Source organism: Microbacterium sp. TNHR37B, assembly GCF_001620065.1.
GTDB lineage: Bacteria > Actinomycetota > Actinomycetes > Actinomycetales > Microbacteriaceae > Microbacterium.
The window spans coordinates 181,556-197,918 of record NZ_LQGV01000004.1; the positions used below are offsets into that span (position 1 = coordinate 181,556).

General features: G+C 69.8%; 11 protein-coding genes and 2 tRNA genes. 8 read left to right on the plus strand and 5 right to left on the minus strand.

Annotation, left to right across the window (positions count from 1 at the left end; translation table 11 throughout):
- Positions 1-98: 98 nt before the first annotated feature.
- Positions 99-3,149, plus strand: a complete 3,051-nt coding sequence (locus AVP41_RS16855; protein WP_197464370.1) for a LamG-like jellyroll fold domain-containing protein — start codon at positions 99-101, stop codon at positions 3,147-3,149.
- Positions 3,150-3,324: 175 nt separating this feature from the next.
- On the opposite strand, the gene pgm is transcribed toward AVP41_RS16855, so the two are convergent.
- Positions 3,325-4,965, minus strand: a complete 1,641-nt coding sequence (gene pgm / locus AVP41_RS15075) for a phosphoglucomutase (alpha-D-glucose-1,6-bisphosphate-dependent) (protein ID WP_067166504.1) — start codon at positions 4,963-4,965, stop codon at positions 3,325-3,327.
- Positions 4,966-5,062: 97 nt separating this feature from the next.
- Positions 5,063-5,680, minus strand: coding sequence for a hypothetical protein (locus tag AVP41_RS15080; protein WP_067166507.1), 618 nt, complete (start codon positions 5,678-5,680; stop codon positions 5,063-5,065).
- A gap of 188 nt (positions 5,681-5,868) precedes the next feature.
- Here AVP41_RS15080 and pheA point away from each other — a divergent pair, with 188 nt between their 5' ends.
- On the plus strand, positions 5,869-6,804 hold the full coding sequence (pheA, locus tag AVP41_RS15085) for a prephenate dehydratase (RefSeq protein ID WP_197464375.1): 936 nt from the start codon (positions 5,869-5,871) through the stop codon (positions 6,802-6,804).
- A 12-nt stretch (positions 6,805-6,816) separates the two neighbouring features.
- Here the strand turns inward: pheA and AVP41_RS15090 are convergent, their stop codons facing one another.
- From AVP41_RS15090 to AVP41_RS15100, 3 genes are all read right to left on the minus strand, one after another.
- On the minus strand, positions 6,817-7,905 hold the full coding sequence (locus AVP41_RS15090; RefSeq protein WP_442922799.1) for an LLM class flavin-dependent oxidoreductase: 1,089 nt from the start codon (positions 7,903-7,905) through the stop codon (positions 6,817-6,819).
- Positions 7,906-8,059: 154 nt separating this feature from the next.
- Entirely contained in the window at positions 8,060-9,436 is a 1,377-nt protein-coding gene (locus AVP41_RS15095) for a cryptochrome/photolyase family protein (RefSeq protein ID WP_067166516.1), read from the minus strand.
- A complete protein-coding gene (locus AVP41_RS15100; protein WP_067166519.1) occupies positions 9,433-10,668 on the minus strand; it encodes a diacylglycerol/lipid kinase family protein in 1,236 nt (411 codons plus the stop codon). Before AVP41_RS15100 ends, AVP41_RS15095 begins: the two co-directional genes overlap by 4 nt.
- 212 nt (positions 10,669-10,880) lie before the next feature.
- Between AVP41_RS15100 and serS the strand changes: the two genes are divergently transcribed.
- The 6 genes from serS (at position 10,881) to AVP41_RS15130 (ending at position 16,350) form a co-directional block, all read left to right on the plus strand.
- A complete protein-coding gene (serS, locus tag AVP41_RS15105; RefSeq protein ID WP_067166523.1) occupies positions 10,881-12,161 on the plus strand; it encodes a serine--tRNA ligase in 1,281 nt (426 codons plus the stop codon).
- On the plus strand, positions 12,158-13,090 hold the full coding sequence (locus AVP41_RS15110) for an HAD family hydrolase (protein WP_082829288.1): 933 nt from the start codon (positions 12,158-12,160) through the stop codon (positions 13,088-13,090). Before serS ends, AVP41_RS15110 begins: the two co-directional genes overlap by 4 nt.
- Positions 13,091-13,240: 150 nt before the next feature.
- A tRNA-Ser gene (locus AVP41_RS15115) sits at positions 13,241-13,325 on the plus strand.
- A gap of 17 nt (positions 13,326-13,342) precedes the next feature.
- Positions 13,343-14,653: an LCP family protein gene (locus AVP41_RS15120; protein ID WP_067166527.1), complete on the plus strand. Its 1,311-nt coding sequence runs from the start codon at positions 13,343-13,345 to the stop codon at positions 14,651-14,653.
- A gap of 79 nt (positions 14,654-14,732) precedes the next feature.
- Positions 14,733-14,824: transfer RNA gene (locus AVP41_RS15125), tRNA-Ser, on the plus strand.
- A 716-nt stretch (positions 14,825-15,540) separates the two neighbouring features.
- A complete protein-coding gene (locus AVP41_RS15130) occupies positions 15,541-16,350 on the plus strand; it encodes a hypothetical protein (RefSeq protein WP_157532535.1) in 810 nt (269 codons plus the stop codon).
- Positions 16,351-16,363 lie beyond the last annotated feature (13 nt).

Sequence of the window (16,363 nt, forward strand, 5' to 3'; positions counted from 1 at the left end):
GGCGGAACGATCACGACCTGCGAGCGATTCGACGACGAATGCGGAACCGCGCCGAACGACCCCCCGTCGGCAGCGGCTCGATCAATGGAGATGAACAGATGAACACACCCCAGTTCCCGCGGGGATCCTCCCGCACCGACCCGCCTGTCGAGGGCGGCCGAGGGCCCACTCGCTGGTCCGGACGTCGTCGCGCGGCTGCCGTCCTGACGGCGGGAGCGCTCGTCTGCGCGGGGGGTCTCGCGACCGCCGCTCCCGCCATCGGAGCCCCGGGAGCGGCGAGCACCCTCGTCGTCGAGGCGGACCAGCCCTTCCGGCCCGTCACGCACATGGCCAGCGGCTCGCTCTACGGCATCGCGAGCGCCAACGTGCCCGCGATCGAGAAGATCCTCCCCATCAAGCCCCACACCTTCATGCAGAAGCCCGAAGGCGGAACGCAGCAGCCCACCGGCGATGCGTTGTCGGTCGCCGACACCGCCAAGGCCGCCGGTGCGGACGTCGTCATCCGTCTCGTGGACTACCTGCCCGGGTGGCCCTACCGCTACGACAAGGCGCAGTGGCTTCCGGCGGTGGAGAAGATGGTCAACGACACGAAGGCAGCGGGCAAGACGAACATCGTCGCCTACGCCATCTGGAACGAGCCCGACATCACCTGGCAGGCCGCCAACGGCTCGTTCTTCGATCTGTGGACCGACACGTTCCGGCTGGTGCGCAGTCTCGACCCGGAGATGCCGATCCAGGGTCCGAGCTACTCCGACAACATCACCAACATGCGAGCGTTCTTCGAGCACGCCAAGGCCACCGACACGATCCCCGACGTGGTCGAATGGCACGAGCTCATCCGGTCGTCGAAGATCAAGGGCGACGTCGAGAACGTGCGAAAGATCCTGGCTGATCTGGACATCCCCGAGATGCCGATCGACATCGCCGAGTACGCGGCTCCGGCCGAGGTGGGCCTGTCCGGTCCGCTCGTGGGCTACATCGCCAAGCTGGAGCGTTACGGCATCACCCGGGCGGAGCTTCCGTTCTGGAACCAGTCCGGGGCCCTGGGTGACCTGCTCACCGGCCGGGATGGCGATCCCAACGGCGCGTACTGGCTGTACACGTGGTACGCCCAGATGAACGGTCAGATGGTCACGACGACCCCGCCGTCCAACGAGAGCCCGCTGGACGGGGCGGCGTCGGTCAGCGATGCCGGCGACGAGGTGCGTGTGATCGCGGGCGGGAACTCCGGTCCGACCTCGATCACGATCAACGGTCTCGACGAGCTCGCCCTCGGCGACGAGGTCAACGTCCAGTTGGACGTCACCGCCTCCTACGGACGCACGGTCAAGACCGACGCGCCGATCACGATCTCGAACACGACGTACGAGGTCGGCGACGACGGATCCATCACCGTTCCGGTCGTCATGAACCCCACCTACGGCTACCAGGTCGTCGTGACCCCGGCGGGCGACCCCGACGACCTCGCCGGCGCCTACTCGCTGACCAACGTCAACTCGGGACTGCAGCTGGCCACCCTCGACGGCGCCACCGCGGCGGGAACCCCTGTCGTGCAGGCCGGTGCGACCGATGGTCAGATCTGGAACGTCGTGGCGACTGGCCGCGGGCTGTACAAGGTCGTTCACGAGGCGAGCGGTCGGGTGCTGGCGGTCAAGGATGCCGCAGCCTCCAATGGGACCGCCGCGGTGATCGTCGACGACACCGGTGCCGACGAGCAGCGGTGGCAGCTCGTTCCCGATGGCAAGGGCAACGTCCGCCTGGCCAACTACGGAACCGGCAAGACCCTCGGCGTGATGAACCTCAGCAAGGACGACGGCGCCGCCGTCATCCAGTGGACCGACGGCTCACCCACCTCCAACTGCCAGCCCGACGGCGTGCGTCAGCCGGGACGGTTCGGCACGGCGCTCGACTTCTGCCGCACCTCCTCCTACGGCTCCCTCCCCGCGGGTGTCGTGAGCGGCCTGAACGGCGACTGGTCGATCTCCACGTGGATCAAGCCGGCGGCGCTGACGAACTGGTCCCGGGTGTTCGACTTCGGCACCGGACAGAACGTGAACATGTTCCTCACGCTCAACGCCGGTGGCGCCGGGCCCCGCTTCGCCATCACCGCGACGGGAGCCGGCTCCGAGCAGCGGCTGACCTATGGCGGGCAGAACTTCCCGCTGAACCAGTGGTCGAACGTCGTGATCTCCGTCTCGGGAACGCAGGGGAAGATGTACCTGAACGGCACCGTCGTCGCCACCAACGACAACATGACCGTCAAGCCCTCGGCGCTCGGCAACACGAACCGCAACTACCTCGGCAAGTCGCAGTACAGCGATCCGGCCTATGACGGCGCGATCGACGACTTCGCGATCTACGACCGTGCTCTGTCGGCGAGCGAGGTCTCCGCGCTGGCGGCCGGGCAGCCCGCCGCGGGAACCGTCGCGCACTACGCCTTCGACGAGGCCAGCGGTGCCACCCTGGTCGACTCGTCGGGTAAGGGACGCAACGGCACGATCGTGCTCGGATCGGGCGGCTCCACCTCCACGTCCGCCACGGACGCGCAGACGGCGGACCGGTTCTGGACCCTCACCGAGGCGCGCGACACCGTCAAGCCGACGGTCGAGCGTGTGTCGCCGGCGCACGCCGGTCCGTTCCGTTCGCTGGATGTCCGTATCGACGCCGCGGACGATCGAGGTCTCGCCAAGATCGTCGCGAACGTCTACAAGGACGGCACTCTCGTCAAGAGCACCCAGTCCGCGGTCAAGGACGGGGCGAAGACGGCGACGCACACCGCGTCGGTGACGCTTCCCGATGGCGCGTACACGCTGCGGTTCAACGCGCACGACCTCGCCGGCAACGTGGCCTCCACCGGTTCGTTCGCCTTCACGATCGACGCCACGCGCCCGACGGTGACCGTCAAGCAGGGGGACACCTTCACGGCGGCTACCGGCGAGACCTACGACAAGGTCAGCTTCAAGCTGTACGACGCGGGGAAGATCGACAAGGTCGTCCTCAACGGGACGGTGAAGGATCTGACCGACAACGTGTGGTCCGATGTGAACTTCGTCGCCCCGGGTGTGTTCGGTGCCGTCGCGGGCGAGAACACACTGGTGGTCCACGACGTGGCCGGCAACACGCAGACCATCACATTCACCCTCAACTGAGCCCGGCGGGCGTCCCTCTCCCGGGACGGGACGCCCGCCCGGCCTCGGGCCGAAAGCAGGCTTAACCGGGGTGTTGGCCGGTTTCGGGATCGATGCGGCTCGTTCCGCCTGCTTTTGGCACGGGACCGCGCCCGCACGCCGCGGGGCGCCCGGCGGGGCGGGGCAGACGCGGGGGTCAGTCGCCGAGGGCGGCGGACACCACGGCGCGCGCTTCGGCCTGGACCTGAGCGAGGTGCTCCGGCCCGCGCAGCGACTCCGCATAGAGCTTGTACACGTCTTCGGTGCCGGACGGGCGCGCGGCGAACCACGCGTGCGCGGTCTGCACCTTGAGCCCTCCGATCGCGGCGCCGTTGCCGGGCGCATGCGACAGCTTGGCGACGATCTCCTCGCCCGCGAGCGTCGTGGCCGTCACCGACTCGGGCGACAGGCGTGCCAGCTCGGCCTTCTGCGCGGGGGTGGCCGGTGCATCCACGCGAGCGTAGGCCGAGCCGCCGTACTCCGCTTCCAGCTCGGCGTACCGCTGCGACGGGGTCTTACCCGTGACGGCCAGGATCTCCGCCGCCAGCAGGCACAGGAGGATGCCGTCTTTGTCGGTCGTCCACACCGATCCGTCGCGCCGCAGGAAGGAGGCGCCGGCCGACTCCTCGCCACCGAACGCGACGGAACCGTCGAGCAGGCCCGGGACGAACCACTTGAATCCCACCGGCACCTCCAGCAGGCGGCGGCCGAGGGCCGCGACGACCTTGTCGATGATCATCGACGAGACGAGGGTCTTCCCCACCGCGGCATCCGCCGACCATCCCGGACGGTGGGCGTAGAGGTAGTCGATCGCGACGGCGAGGTAGTGATTCGGATTCATGAGGCCGGCGTCGGGAGTGACGATCCCGTGGCGGTCGGCATCGGCGTCGTTGCCCGTGAGGATGTCGTACTCGTGGCGTCGTGCGACCAGCGCCGCCATCGCCGAGGGAGACGACGGGTCCATCCGGATCTTCTCGTCCCAGTCCAGCGTCATGAATCGCCACGTCGGGTCGACCTCGGGATTGACCACGGTGAGGTCGAGGCCGTAGCGCTCGCCGATCAAGGCCCAGTACTCCACCGACGCACCGCCGAGCGGATCGGCGCCGATGCGGACCCCGGCACGCGCGATCGCCTCGACGTCGATGATGTCGGCGAGGTCGGACACGTACGCTTCGCGGAAGTCATAGGTTGCGAGTCCGTCGGCGTCGATGTCGGCGAACCGCACGCGTCCGACGCCCGACAGTCCCGCCGCGATCAGTTCGTTCGCGCGCGCGGCGATCCATCCGGTGGCGTCCGTGTCGGCGGGCCCACCGTGGGGCGGGTTGTACTTGAAGCCGCCGTCGCGCGGCGGGTTGTGCGAGGGGGTCACCACGATGCCGTCGGCTCGCCCGGCGTCGTCTGCCGCGCGGCCACGGTTGTAGGTGAGGATCGCGTGGCTGAGGGCGGGAGTCGGGACCCACGAATCGCGGGCGTCGACCCGGACGTCGACGCCGTTGGCCACCAGCACCTCGATCGCCGTGCGCTCGGCGGGTCGGGAGAGGCCGTGCGTGTCGCGGCCGAGGAAGAGCGGCCCGGTGATCCCTTGCGAGGCCCGGTACTCGACGATGGCTTGGGTCGTCGCGAGGATGTGGTCTTCGTTGAAGCTCGCGGTCAACGACGATCCGCGGTGTCCGCTCGTCCCGAACGCCACCCTCTGCTCGGGGACCGCCGGGTCGGGTTTGCGATCGTAGTAGGCGGCGATGAGCTCGTCGATGTCGATGAGATCGGATGCTTCGGCGGGGTGTCCTGCGCGGCTCATGCGTCCAGTCTGCCCCCTCCGCCGCGCCCGCGTGCCGTGCCAGGGAAATCCCCGGCGCCTCCACAGTGTGCGCGGCCGTCTGCGCAGCCGCCGGGGGTCAGCTCCGGCGCTCGAGACGCGTCGTCACCTCGGCGTCGACGAGCGACGTCGTCAGATCGAGCGTCGTGGTGGTGCAGGTGAAGGCCGCGTCGGCCAGGGGGACGCCGCCGATCTGCTGGGCGATGCCGCTTGCGTCCACCGGCTTGCCGTCGACGGTGCCGGTGATTTCCAGCTGGTCGTCGACGTCGGCGTCGGCGCGGATCTGTCCAGGTTCCGCCGTGTACGTACCGGACAGGGTCCCCGTGAGCGAGACCTCCATGCTCCGCCCGGCCACGACCGAGGTGATGCGGGCGTCGGGGCGCCACTCGAACGAGCCGTCCTCGCCGATCTCCAGGACCGCGTTCCCCTCGGGGCTGACCTCGGCGGCACCATCGAGGAGGTCGTTGACGTGCGCGTAGTACGCCCCCATCCCCTCTTCGTCCAGGACCCACGTCCCGACCAGGCACGCGGGGTCGTCGCTGGCTGCTGCGGTGGGCGTCGGGCTGGGGCTCGGCGCGGGCGCGGTCGACGCCGAAGCCGAGGGGCTCGGGGGTGGGGTGGGCGTCGCGTCGCAGGCCGTGACGACGAACGCCACCGTCACCAGCGCCGCCGCGGCGAACGTACGCCGGATGGTCATGATGGGTCTCCCGATGCTTCTCGGTGTCCTTGCGAATCTACCCACGCCGAGCCGGCGGTGCCACACGGCGCCACCGGGACAAGCCGGAGCGCGCCCCGTCGTGCGGTGCCGTCCGGGTCGGAGGAGGCGTCGGTCGGGGGCGGCACTAGGCTGAGGGCGTGACCGCCGAGCCCGAGAATCCGCGTCCGATGCGCCGTACGTACAGCTATCTGGGACCGGCCGGAACCTTCACCGAAGCGGCTCTCGCGCAGGTGGCCGAGGCGCGGGATCAGACGTGGCGCCCGGTCCGCAATGTCGGGGAGGCGCTGACCGACGTCGTCGAGGGCCGCTCGGACGCGGCGATGATCGCGATCGAGAACTCCATCGACGGGGGCGTGTCGACCGCGCAGGACGCCTTGGCCACGGTGCCCGGGCTGCGGATCGTGGGGGAGTACCTCGTTCCGGTGAGCTTCGTCCTCGTGGGCCGCCCCGGCACCCGGCTCGAGGACGTGTCCCTGGTCGCGGCGCACCCCGTCGCCTACGCACAGTGCCTGCAGTGGCTCACGGCGCACCTTCCCGAGCACGCGCACCTGCCCGCGGCGAGCAACGTGGCCTCGGCCATGGGATTGATCGACGGCACGAGCGACGCTCAGGCGGCGATCGCTCCTCCCGGGATCCTCGAGCACCACGATCTGCAGCTCCTCGCCTCGGGGATCGGCGACAATGCGAACGCCGTCACGCGGTTCGTGCTCGTCGGCCGCACCACGGCACCGCCGGCCCCCACCGGCGCCGACAAGACGTCGCTCATCGCGGAGCTGCCCGACGACCGTCCCGGCGCGCTGCTGGAGCTGCTGGAACAGTTCTCCACGCGGGGCATCAACCTGTCGCTGATCGAGTCGCGTCCGATCGGTGATGCGCTGGGCCGCTACCGCTTCGTGATCGACGCCGACGGGCACATCCGCGACGAGCGCATGGCCGACGCCCTCCTGGGGCTGCGGAGGTTCAGCCCGAAGGTCATCTACCTGGGGTCGTATCCCCGCGCCGACCGGGCGATCGTGCACTATCCGGACCGCTACTCCGATGATGTCTTCGTCGAGGCGCGGGACTGGCTGCGGGCTCTCATCTCGGGAGAACCGGAGTCCTGACGCGACGGACGCTCAGCGTGCGGGCGCGCTGTCCTCTCCGGCGAGGAGCGCGAGGGTCTGCAGCCGGCCGGGAGCCGTGTCGAAGGGCTCGTCGTCGAACGACGCCGCGACCGGGGAGACCATGACCTCGGCCACGCCGTAGCGCTCCGCGAAGGCCGCGAGGCGGTGCCGAACGTCGTCGCCGTCTCCGACGAACCACCGCTGCTGCAGCGACTCGATCATCGCCGAGGCGAGACCGTCGGACTTCTCGGCGTCGCGTGCCTCTTCCACCGTCTCGAGGGCGACGAGGGGCCGCCCGCCGCGGAGGCGGGCCATCATGCGCGCCTGGGGCAGCATCCGCTCGCGCGCCTCGGCCTCGGTCGGGGCGGCGATGACGTTGGCGGTGAGGAAGGTGCGCGGCTCCGAGAGCAGCTCGCTCGGGCGGAACTGCGTGCGGTAGAGATCCAGCGCGCGCTCCAGACCCTCTCCGGAGAAGTGGTTCGCGAACACGTACGGAAGCCCGAAGGCGGCCGCGAGGGTCGCGGAGTAGTCGCTCGAGCCGAGGAGCCAGACCTCGGGAGTGCCGGTGGCGGCGGGTGTCGCATGCACGGCGTAGGTGTCGCCGTCGCTGCGGCCCACCCGGCTCACCAGACGCACCTGAGAACCCTCCGGCGAGACGAGACCGAGGATGTCGCGGATGTGCTCGGGGAACCGGTCGACGTCGCTCGTCGTCCCGCTCATCCGGAGCAGCTGCGTGATCACCGGGTCGCTGCCCGGGGCGCGCCCGATGCCGAGGTCGACCCGGCCGGGGGCGATCGCCTCGAGCGCGGCGAACTGCTCGGCCACGACCAGCGGTGCGTGATTGGGGAGCATCACTCCGCCGCTTCCCACGCGGATGCGCGAGGTGCGCGCCGCGGCGGCGGCCGCGAGCACGGGAGGGGTGGTGGAGGCCACCGCGGGCATGTTGTGGTGCTCGGCGAACCAGTAGCGGTGGTAGCCGAGACCGTCGGCGGCCTGCGCGAGGTCGAGCGACGTCGCCACGGCCTGCGCGCTGGTCTGGCCCGAGCGCACGGGGACGAGGTCGAGGACGGACAGCGCGGGACGGTCGGTTTCGTTCATCATCGGGCGCAACAGCCCTCCCCGCTCCCTCATTCCCCCCGTGCTCTAGGGTCGCCTCCGTTCAGGACTCCGGAGTTTTTGGGTGCGGGCGGCCCGAAGGCGGGCGAATCCGCGTGACCGCCACCGAATCTCCGGAGTTCTGAACGGAGGCGGCGGGTCACCGCGCGCGCTTGACGTGCTCGTACGCGGCCAGCGCCGCGCGGCGGGTCTCGCCGAGGTCGACGATCGGCTCGATCTCGGCGCTGTCGGGTGCCCATCGGGCCACGTACGACCCGTGCGGGTCGAACTTCTCGGCCTGCCGCTCCGGGTTGAAGATGCGGAAGTAGGGTGCGGCGTCGGCGCCCGACCCGGCGACCCACTGCCAGTTGAAGGGGTTGCTGGCCGCATCCGCGTCGACGAGCGTGTCCCAGAACCACTCCTCGCCTTCCCGCCAGTGGATGGCGAGGTTCTTCGTCAGGAACGACGCCGTCACCATCCGCACGCGGTTGTGCATGACGCCGGTCTCCCACAGTTCCCGCATCCCGGCGTCCACGAGCGGTACTCCGGTGCGCCCCCGCTGCCACGCATCGAGATGCGACGGGTCGACATCGGGCCAGGGGAACGCGTCGAACGAGGCGCGCCAATTGCGGGTAGCGAGGTCGGGGAAGTGGAACAGGGTGTGCCACGCGAACTCGCGCCAGCCGATCTCCGACAGGAACCGGTGCGCGGATGCCGCGTGGGCGCCGCTCCCGGCGGCCTCGATCGTCTCGTGCCACACGGTGTGGGGGCTGAGCTCGCCCCAGCGCAGGCGCGGTGACAGCTGGGAGGTGACTCCGGCCGACGGCTCGTCGCGCGCGCGGTCGTAGTCGCCGAGATCCTCGGAGAGGAACGTCCGCAGGCGTCGCCGGGCGGCCAGCTCGCCCGGTTCCCACTTCTCCCGCAGCCCTCCCGCCCAGTCGGGGGCGGTCGGGAGCAGGGCCCAGTCGTCGAGGTCGTCGCTGGGGGCGCTGACGCCGTCGATCGTGCGCGGTTCGGGCAGCGGGGCCCGCGGCGCGGGGAGAGCGAGGCAGGCGTTCCAGAACGGGGTGAAGACGGAGTACGGCGAATCGCTGCCGGTGCGCACGGTCCAGGGCTCGAAGAGGAGACTCGCCCCGAACGACTCCACCGTGAGGCCGTCCTCGCGGAGGGCCGTCTTCAGGGCCGTGTCGATCTCGCGCTCGGCGCCGCCGTAGCGGCGGTTCCAGAAGACGGCGTCGGCACCGATCTCGGCGACCACCGCGGGAACGACCTCTGCGGCAGGTCCCCGCCGCAGCACGAGCGAGCCGCCGCGGTCGGCGAGGCGGGTCGCCAGCTCGGCCACGCTGTGGTGCAGCCACCATCGCGCCGCTCCGCCGAGCGGGCGGATGCCGTCGGACTCCTCGTCGAGGACGAACAGCACCGCGACGCGTCCGCCTCCGTCCGCCGCTGCGGCCCGGTCGACCGCGGCGCGGAGGGCGGGGTTGTCGGCCAGCCGCAGGTCGTCGCGGAGCCAGACCAGCGACGTCGGCGCGCTCACGCGGCCGCGGCCTCCGGGGAGGTGGAACCCGCGTGCGCGGGCTCCTCGCCCGGGACGACATGCCCGCGGGGCACCGCCACCTTCAGGGCGCCCTTCTCGATCCGAGCGGTGACGTGGGTGGCCTCTCCGAACTCGTCTCCGTCGAGCTGCACCGCCTGCGCGCTCTGCGCGGCCAGATCGATGCCGACGCCGCGGGTGAACCGCACCGCGTTGTCGCGCGTGCGCAGCGCGAGGATGCGGCGTCCGGCACGGAAGCGACGCAGCACGCTGTTGTCCCACGCGACGCGTCGCCACACCAGAAGCCAGCCGAACGCGCTCTTGGGCTGGAAGATCGCGATGTCGAGCTCGCCGTCGGTCACCGACGCCTCCGGGATCAGCTCGAGCCCGGCCGGGAGTGACCCGCAGTTCGCGAACACCACGCTCTGCACCTGCGCACGGTGCACCTTGTGTCCCGGCACCTGGTACATCACCGGGAACGGCTTGGCCTTCACCAGCGACCGCGCCGCGCCGTCGACGTAGGCGACCCAGCCGACCTTCTTCTTGAGGTCGCCGCTCGTGTTGGCGATCATCGCGGCGTCCAACCCCATGCCGCCCATCACCACGAACGCGCGCTTCTCACTCGACCCGTCGTCACGGGCGAGGGTCGCGATCCCCACGTCGATCGGCAGCACGTCGCCGTCGAACGCGGCCGCGATCATCGCCGCCGGATCGTCCAGCGGCAGCTGCAGATTACGGGCCAGCAGGTTCCCGGTTCCGCTCGGCACGATCGCCAGGGGCACCTCGGAACCGCTCATCGCTTCGCTCACCGCTCGCACGGTGCCGTCGCCGCCGGCCACCAGCACCGCGTTCACGCCCTCCTTCAAGGCCTGACGCGTGACGTCGTCGCCGAGGTCGTCGACCGTCGTCTCGTAGAAGAGGGGTTCGGACCATCCCGCGTCCTTCGCCAGGTTCGCGACCTGCTCCCGCAGCGCATCGCCGTCCACCTTGATCGGGTTGTACACGAGCGCCGCCTTGGGGTTCGGCCGGCCGGACTCGTCGGGGAGCGGTGCGGTGCGCCCTTCCTCGTCGACGCGCCGCGCTTCGCCGCTTTCGCCGTCGGTGGTGTCGGGGGCGACGTCGTCCGGTTCCCGGATGACATCGTCGGGGGCGGCTGCCCGCTCCGGGTCGGGCCCTGGGACTGCGGCGGCGTCGGAAGGGGAGGAGCCGTGCGTCGTGCCGGGATCGGTCGCCATGCCTACAGAGTATTGCCGCGCACAAGAGTGCGGCGAGGGCTTGACGAGTGCTGCCCCGGTGCCGTCTGCACAACTCCTCCGATTCGTCTGCCGCCGTTGCACCGGGCCTGGTCCCGCCCGGGCGGGCACCCGCGTGGGCCCGATTCTGGAGGAGTTGCGCAGACGCGTCCCTCACCAGAGGGGGTGGTCGAGCCCGTCACTAGACTTGAGGGGTGATCGATCTGGCTCTTCTCCGCGACAACCCGGACCTCGTCAAGCGCTCCCAGGAGGCGCGCGGCGAGTCGCCGGACACCGTCGATGCGGCGGTCGCGGCCGATCACGCCCGCCGCGCAGCCATCACGACCTTCGAGGAACTGCGTGCGGCCCAGAACGCGCACGGCAAGCGGGTGGCACAGGCGCCGAAAGAGGAGAAGGCCGCCCTGGTCGCCGAGGCGAAGGAGCTCAGCGCGCGCGTGAAGAGCGCGCAGCAGGCGGTCACCGACGCCGAGGAAGCCGCGTCGGAGGCCCTCGCCCGCATCGAGAACATCGTCATCGAGGGCGTTCCCGCCGGCGGTGAAGACGCGTTCGTGACCCTTCGCACACACGGCGAGATCCCCCGGTTCGACTTCGCGCCGCGCGACCACCTCGCCCTCGCCGAGAAGCTCGGCGCCATCGACATGGAGCGCGGGGCCAAGGTCTCCGGCGCGCGATTCACCTTCCTCACCGGCATCGGCGCGCGGCTGGAGATGGCCCTCATGAACCTCGGCATGGAACGGGCGCTCGCCGCCGGCTTCGTGCCGATGATCCCGCCCACCCTGGTGCGTTCCGAGGTGATGCGGGGCACCGGCTTCCTCGGGCAGCACGCCGACGAGGTCTACCGCCTCGACGACGACGATCTCTACCTCGTGGGAACGAGCGAGGTTCCCCTCGCCGGGTACCACATGGACGAGATCCTGGATCTGTCGGCCGGGGCCAAGCGCTACGCCGGCTGGTCCACGTGCTACCGCCGCGAGGCCGGTTCGCACGGCAAGGACACCCGCGGCATCATCCGCCTGCACCAGTTCAACAAGCTGGAGATGTTCGTCTTCACGACACCGGAAGACGCGGAGGCCGAGCACCTCCGGCTCGTCGAGATGCAAGAGGCGATGCTCCGCGATCTCGGCCTGAGCTATCGCGTGATCGACGTCGCCGCCGGCGACCTCGGCTCGTCTGCCGCTCGCAAGTACGACATCGAGGCGTGGGTTCCTACGCAGGACGCGTATCGGGAGCTGACGTCGACGTCGAACTGCACGACGTATCAGGCGCGTCGCCTCAACGTCCGGCACCGTCCGGCGGCCGCTGACGGCGCCGCGGCGAAGACGACACCGGTCGCGACCCTCAACGGGACGCTGGCCACCACTCGGTGGATCGTCGCGATCCTCGAGACCCATCAGCGTGAGGACGGATCGGTCGTGATCCCGGAGGTCCTCCGTCCGTATCTCGGAGGGCTCGAGGTCGCGGAGCCGATCGCGTGAGCCGGGGCGCGCGGGGCGAGGAGCGCCTTCCCGCGACCGGCTCGGTCGACCTCGTCCGCCCCAAGAAGGCGGCCAAGCTCGTCGAGGGGATCGCCGCCGACACCGAGAAGCCCGATGTCGCGGTCGGTCGGCTGCTGATCGCACTCGACATCGACGGCACCGTTCTCCTCGAGGACGAGTCCCTCAGTCCGGGTGTGTTGGAGGCCGTCGCCCATGCCCAGCGCGTGGGGCACGAGGTCATGCTGGCCACGGGCCGGTCGTGGGAGGGCACCCGGGGGATCCTCCACGTGCTGGGCCTGGAGCCGGAGTACGTCGTGTGCTCGAACGGAGCGGTCATCATGCGCCGGCACGGTGGTGACCTTGCCGACGAGACCCGCTACGACCGGTTCCACGTCGAGACCTTCGACCCCACGGAGGTCCTGCAGCTCCTGCGCACCCACCTCCCGGATGCGAAGTACATGGTCGAGCTCGCCGACGGACGCCGCCTGTACACGGAGGCGATGGACGACTGGAACCTCACCGCGGCCGCGCGGGTCACGTTCGCGGAGCTGGCCGCGCAGCCGGTGTGCCGCGTCGTGGTGGTCTCTCCGGACGATACGGACGACGACTTCGTGGGCCTCGTGAGCCGCATCGGCCTCAACAAGGTGTCCTACGCCGTGGGGTGGTCGGCCTGGCTCGACATCGCACCCCAGGGGGTCGACAAGTCGACGGCGCTCGAGCGTGTCCGTGTGCTCCTCGGGATCGACCCCGCCCACGTCCTGGTCATGGGTGACGGACGTAACGATGTCGGCATGTTCCGCTGGGCCCGGGAGCACGGCGGCCGTGCCATCGCCATGGCCCAAGGGCCCGAGGAGGTGCTCCGGGAGGCGTCGGAGACGACGTCGTCCGTGCATGCCGGCGGCGTCGCCGCGATCCTCCGGCACCTCTGAGGGGGACCGTCTTCGGGCGGGTACCGGGTCGCACGGGCGGTTAACAGCGGCCCCTCAGGCGTCCTCGGCCAGAATGGGGGTGCTCGATCGTCGAGTTCCCGAGTCCACTAGAATCGACCCCTGTCGGCCGGATGCCCCGTGCATCTGCCGGGAGGGTTGTCCGAGCGGCCGAAGGATCCGGTCTTGAAAACCGGTGGGCAGCAATGTCCCGTGGGTTCGAATCCCACACCCTCCGCTTCAGAAAGGCATGCCGTGAGCGAAACCCCCGACGCCACGCCGACAGGTGCGACGCGCGCGCCGCTCGCTCGCCACGGCATCCAGCGTTCACCGAGTCCGCTCGCCCAGATCCTCACGGTGCTGGGGGCGATGGTCGCCGTCGTCGCGGTCAGTGTGGGGGCCGTCGGAGCGTTCTACGTGTGGGACGCGGCGCAGGCGCTCGACCGCAACAGCGTGTCCATCGGTGAGGAGTCGCTCCCCCCGTCGATCGGGGAGATCGAGGGCGGCGTCAACATGCTCGTCGTCGGCACCGACTCGTGCGAGGGCGCCAACGCCGACCTGTCCAAGGCCTGCAAGGCCGGAACCACCGCCGGCGAGCGCAACGACGTGACGATGCTCGTCCACATCAGCGACAAGCCGCGGCGCGTGACGGTCATCTCGTTCCCGCGCGACATGATCGTGCCCATTCCCTCGTGCCCCACGGGAGACGGCGGATCGTATTCGGCGATGAGCGCGCAGATGCTCAACTCGTCGTACATGTACGGCGGTCTGGCGTGCAGTGTCCTCACGATCGAGGCGCTCACCGGTGTTGACATCCAGTACGCCGCGTCCATTCGCTGGACGGGCGTCATCAACATGTCCGACGCGATCGGCGGCGTGGACGTCTGTGTGGCCGACGACATCCAGGACAAGCACACCGGGCTCAAGCTGAAGAAGGGCAACCACACCCTCGTCGGCAAGCAGGCGCTGCAGTTCCTGCGCATCCGTCACGGGATCGGCGACGGCTCCGACCTCGGACGCATCTCCAACCAGCAGCAGTTCATGAGCTCGATGGTGCGGAAGCTCCAGTCCGACGGTGTGCTCGCCAACCCGGCGGTGCTCTTCAACCTCGCCACGACCGCGGTCGCACAGGTGCAGAGCAAGCAGCTCGTGCTCAGCGACACCCTGACCAACCCGCAGCGGATGGTCCAGATCGCGATGGCCGTGAAGAGCGTGCCGTACAAGGACATCGTCTTCGTGCAGTACCCCACCGCCTACGCGCCCGGTGGGGGCCGTGTGCTCCCCGTGACCCAGGCCGCCACCGTGCTGTTCGACGCGCTCGCCGAGAACAAGCCGCTCAAGCTCACCGGCAGCGCCAGCCAGGGCTACGGCGTCGAGGTGGTCGGTGAGGCAGAGCAGCCCGACCCGTCCTCGACGGCGTCGCCGAGCCCGACCGGCACTCCGACCAAGAGCCCCACGCCCGGCGGGACGTCGACCCCGAAGCCCACCGAGACGGCGGTGGACCTCCCGAGCCAGATCGCGGGGCAGACCGCGGCCGACGTCACCTGCACGCAGGCGCAGCGCTGACCCATCGGCCGGTTCGTGGGCCGGGCGGCGAGCAGTTATGATGGGCGGGTGTGTTCGCGCCGCTCGCGGCCGGACACCTGGAGACGTCGCATAGTCAGGCCTAGTGCACCACCCTGCTAAGGTGGAGTCCCCTTACGGGGACCGAGGGTTCAAATCCCTCCGTCTCCGCCAGAAGCTCGCCGATCCGGCGGGCTTCTTGCGTTGTGGGGGCGGTCGCGATCATCCAAGCCGTTCTGACAGCCTGCTGCCCCTGCCTCTATCGCGACGATGCTGGTCTGTGAGTAACTCCGAGCTCCCTGCAGCGACTTGCCATACGGTCGACGACGTGCGCCGATCGTGTGCAGAGAGCCACGCACTCGGCCGGGGGAGCGGGCCGATGAGGCCAGCACGACAATGATCGGAGTTCGGATGCGTGTTCGACGAGGGGTTTTAAGTGGCGGAGAGTCGCCATGCGTTGATCAGTTCCCGTACTACGGGGTTAGAGCCGGGGGGATCCTTGGTCTGGTCATCCTTCTTGTGTCGACGCAGCTGTTCGGGTACCGCGCTGAGCAGGCGTTGGCGGCCCCCATCCTGTGTGCGTTTCTCCGTATCTGACCCCTCCTCTTCGACGACCGTGTCGTCCCCGGCGTCAGCTGGCCCAGCCGACGGTGTCGTTACGCCGACGTGCGCCGGCAAGCTTGATGTTCCCGCGCGGATCACGATCAACTCCAGCACGATTGACCTTCGGGTGTTCAGCGTGAAGACCTCGCGCGGTTGGCGCGAGAATAGAGGGCAGGCGTACTACATCGAGCGGGACTACTCAGGTCATGGCGGGACATATTGGAAACTGTTCAGTCCCCGCGGCGTGAGGTTGGCCTCGCTTTTCAGCTCAGGGGTGGTGGCAAGAATTGACTGAAGCGCGATTCTCCTACTCGGTGGGGTTCAATCCCTGGCCCGCCCTTCCGACGATTCCCGCAGGCGAGGCGAGGGTCGGTGCGGGCTCGATCACGGTTGTGGTCAGTGACACGATCACCGGAGAGAGGACCGTCGTCGACCGTTGGTTCGACGAGGCCGGTACTCGCTCGCTCAGGTACTGGCCCGATCAACGAGACCGCTCGTTGCCCTGGCTGATGTGGCGACCGTTGGACCACGGCGCGATTGCCGTCAGTGCGGGAGTCGATCGTGACGAGGGTGATCTCCTGCTGGCGGAGGGTGAGGTGGATGCAGATGGCGTCCTCACGTGGGACCGCACTCCCGAACAGAGCGTTTCAGGTGCGGTTGTCCGCGGTCTCGTCGAGGGAGTGGCGCAAGCCATGACGTGCCGGGTGGAGACGGAGGAGGAGGGGCTACTCATCGGCATGGCGACGCGGCCGAGCGTCGCCCGATTCGGTGATGATCTCGACATCGAGTCCTCACTTCGCTCCGCACACCTCGTGACCGCGGGACGGGTGCTCCGGGCGCTCGAGGCCGAACCGGTCAGAGACCCCGAGACCGACGAGGTGCGGGCGCGGCGCGCGATCGTGTCGGACGGTGCTGCGCCCCTGCAGTCTCTCGGCACCCTCGTCTGGGCGGAGGGACTGCGGTGGTGGCCATCGGGTCGCTCGCCGTGGATCGACGCGCCCGCCACGGGCGACAATGTGCCCATCGAGGTGCAGACCCTCGCCCGGGCTCTGCGCGAGGCGACTCCGCCGCCCGCGCCTCCGCACGATCACCCCTGACGCCGCGAGCCCC

Coding starts and splice junctions, on each gene's coding strand:
- AVP41_RS16855 (WP_197464370.1), top strand. CDS start 99: ATGAACACACCCCAGTTCCCGCGGGGATCCTCCCGCACCGACCCGCCT.
- pgm (WP_067166504.1), bottom strand. CDS start 4,965: ATGAGCCGCGCAGGACACCCCGCCGAAGCATCCGATCTCATCGACATC.
- AVP41_RS15080 (WP_067166507.1), bottom strand. CDS start 5,680: ATGACCATCCGGCGTACGTTCGCCGCGGCGGCGCTGGTGACGGTGGCG.
- pheA (WP_197464375.1), top strand. CDS start 5,869: ATGCGCCGTACGTACAGCTATCTGGGACCGGCCGGAACCTTCACCGAA.
- AVP41_RS15090 (WP_442922799.1), bottom strand. CDS start 7,905: ATGATGAACGAAACCGACCGTCCCGCGCTGTCCGTCCTCGACCTCGTC.
- AVP41_RS15100 (WP_067166519.1), bottom strand. CDS start 10,668: ATGGCGACCGATCCCGGCACGACGCACGGCTCCTCCCCTTCCGACGCC.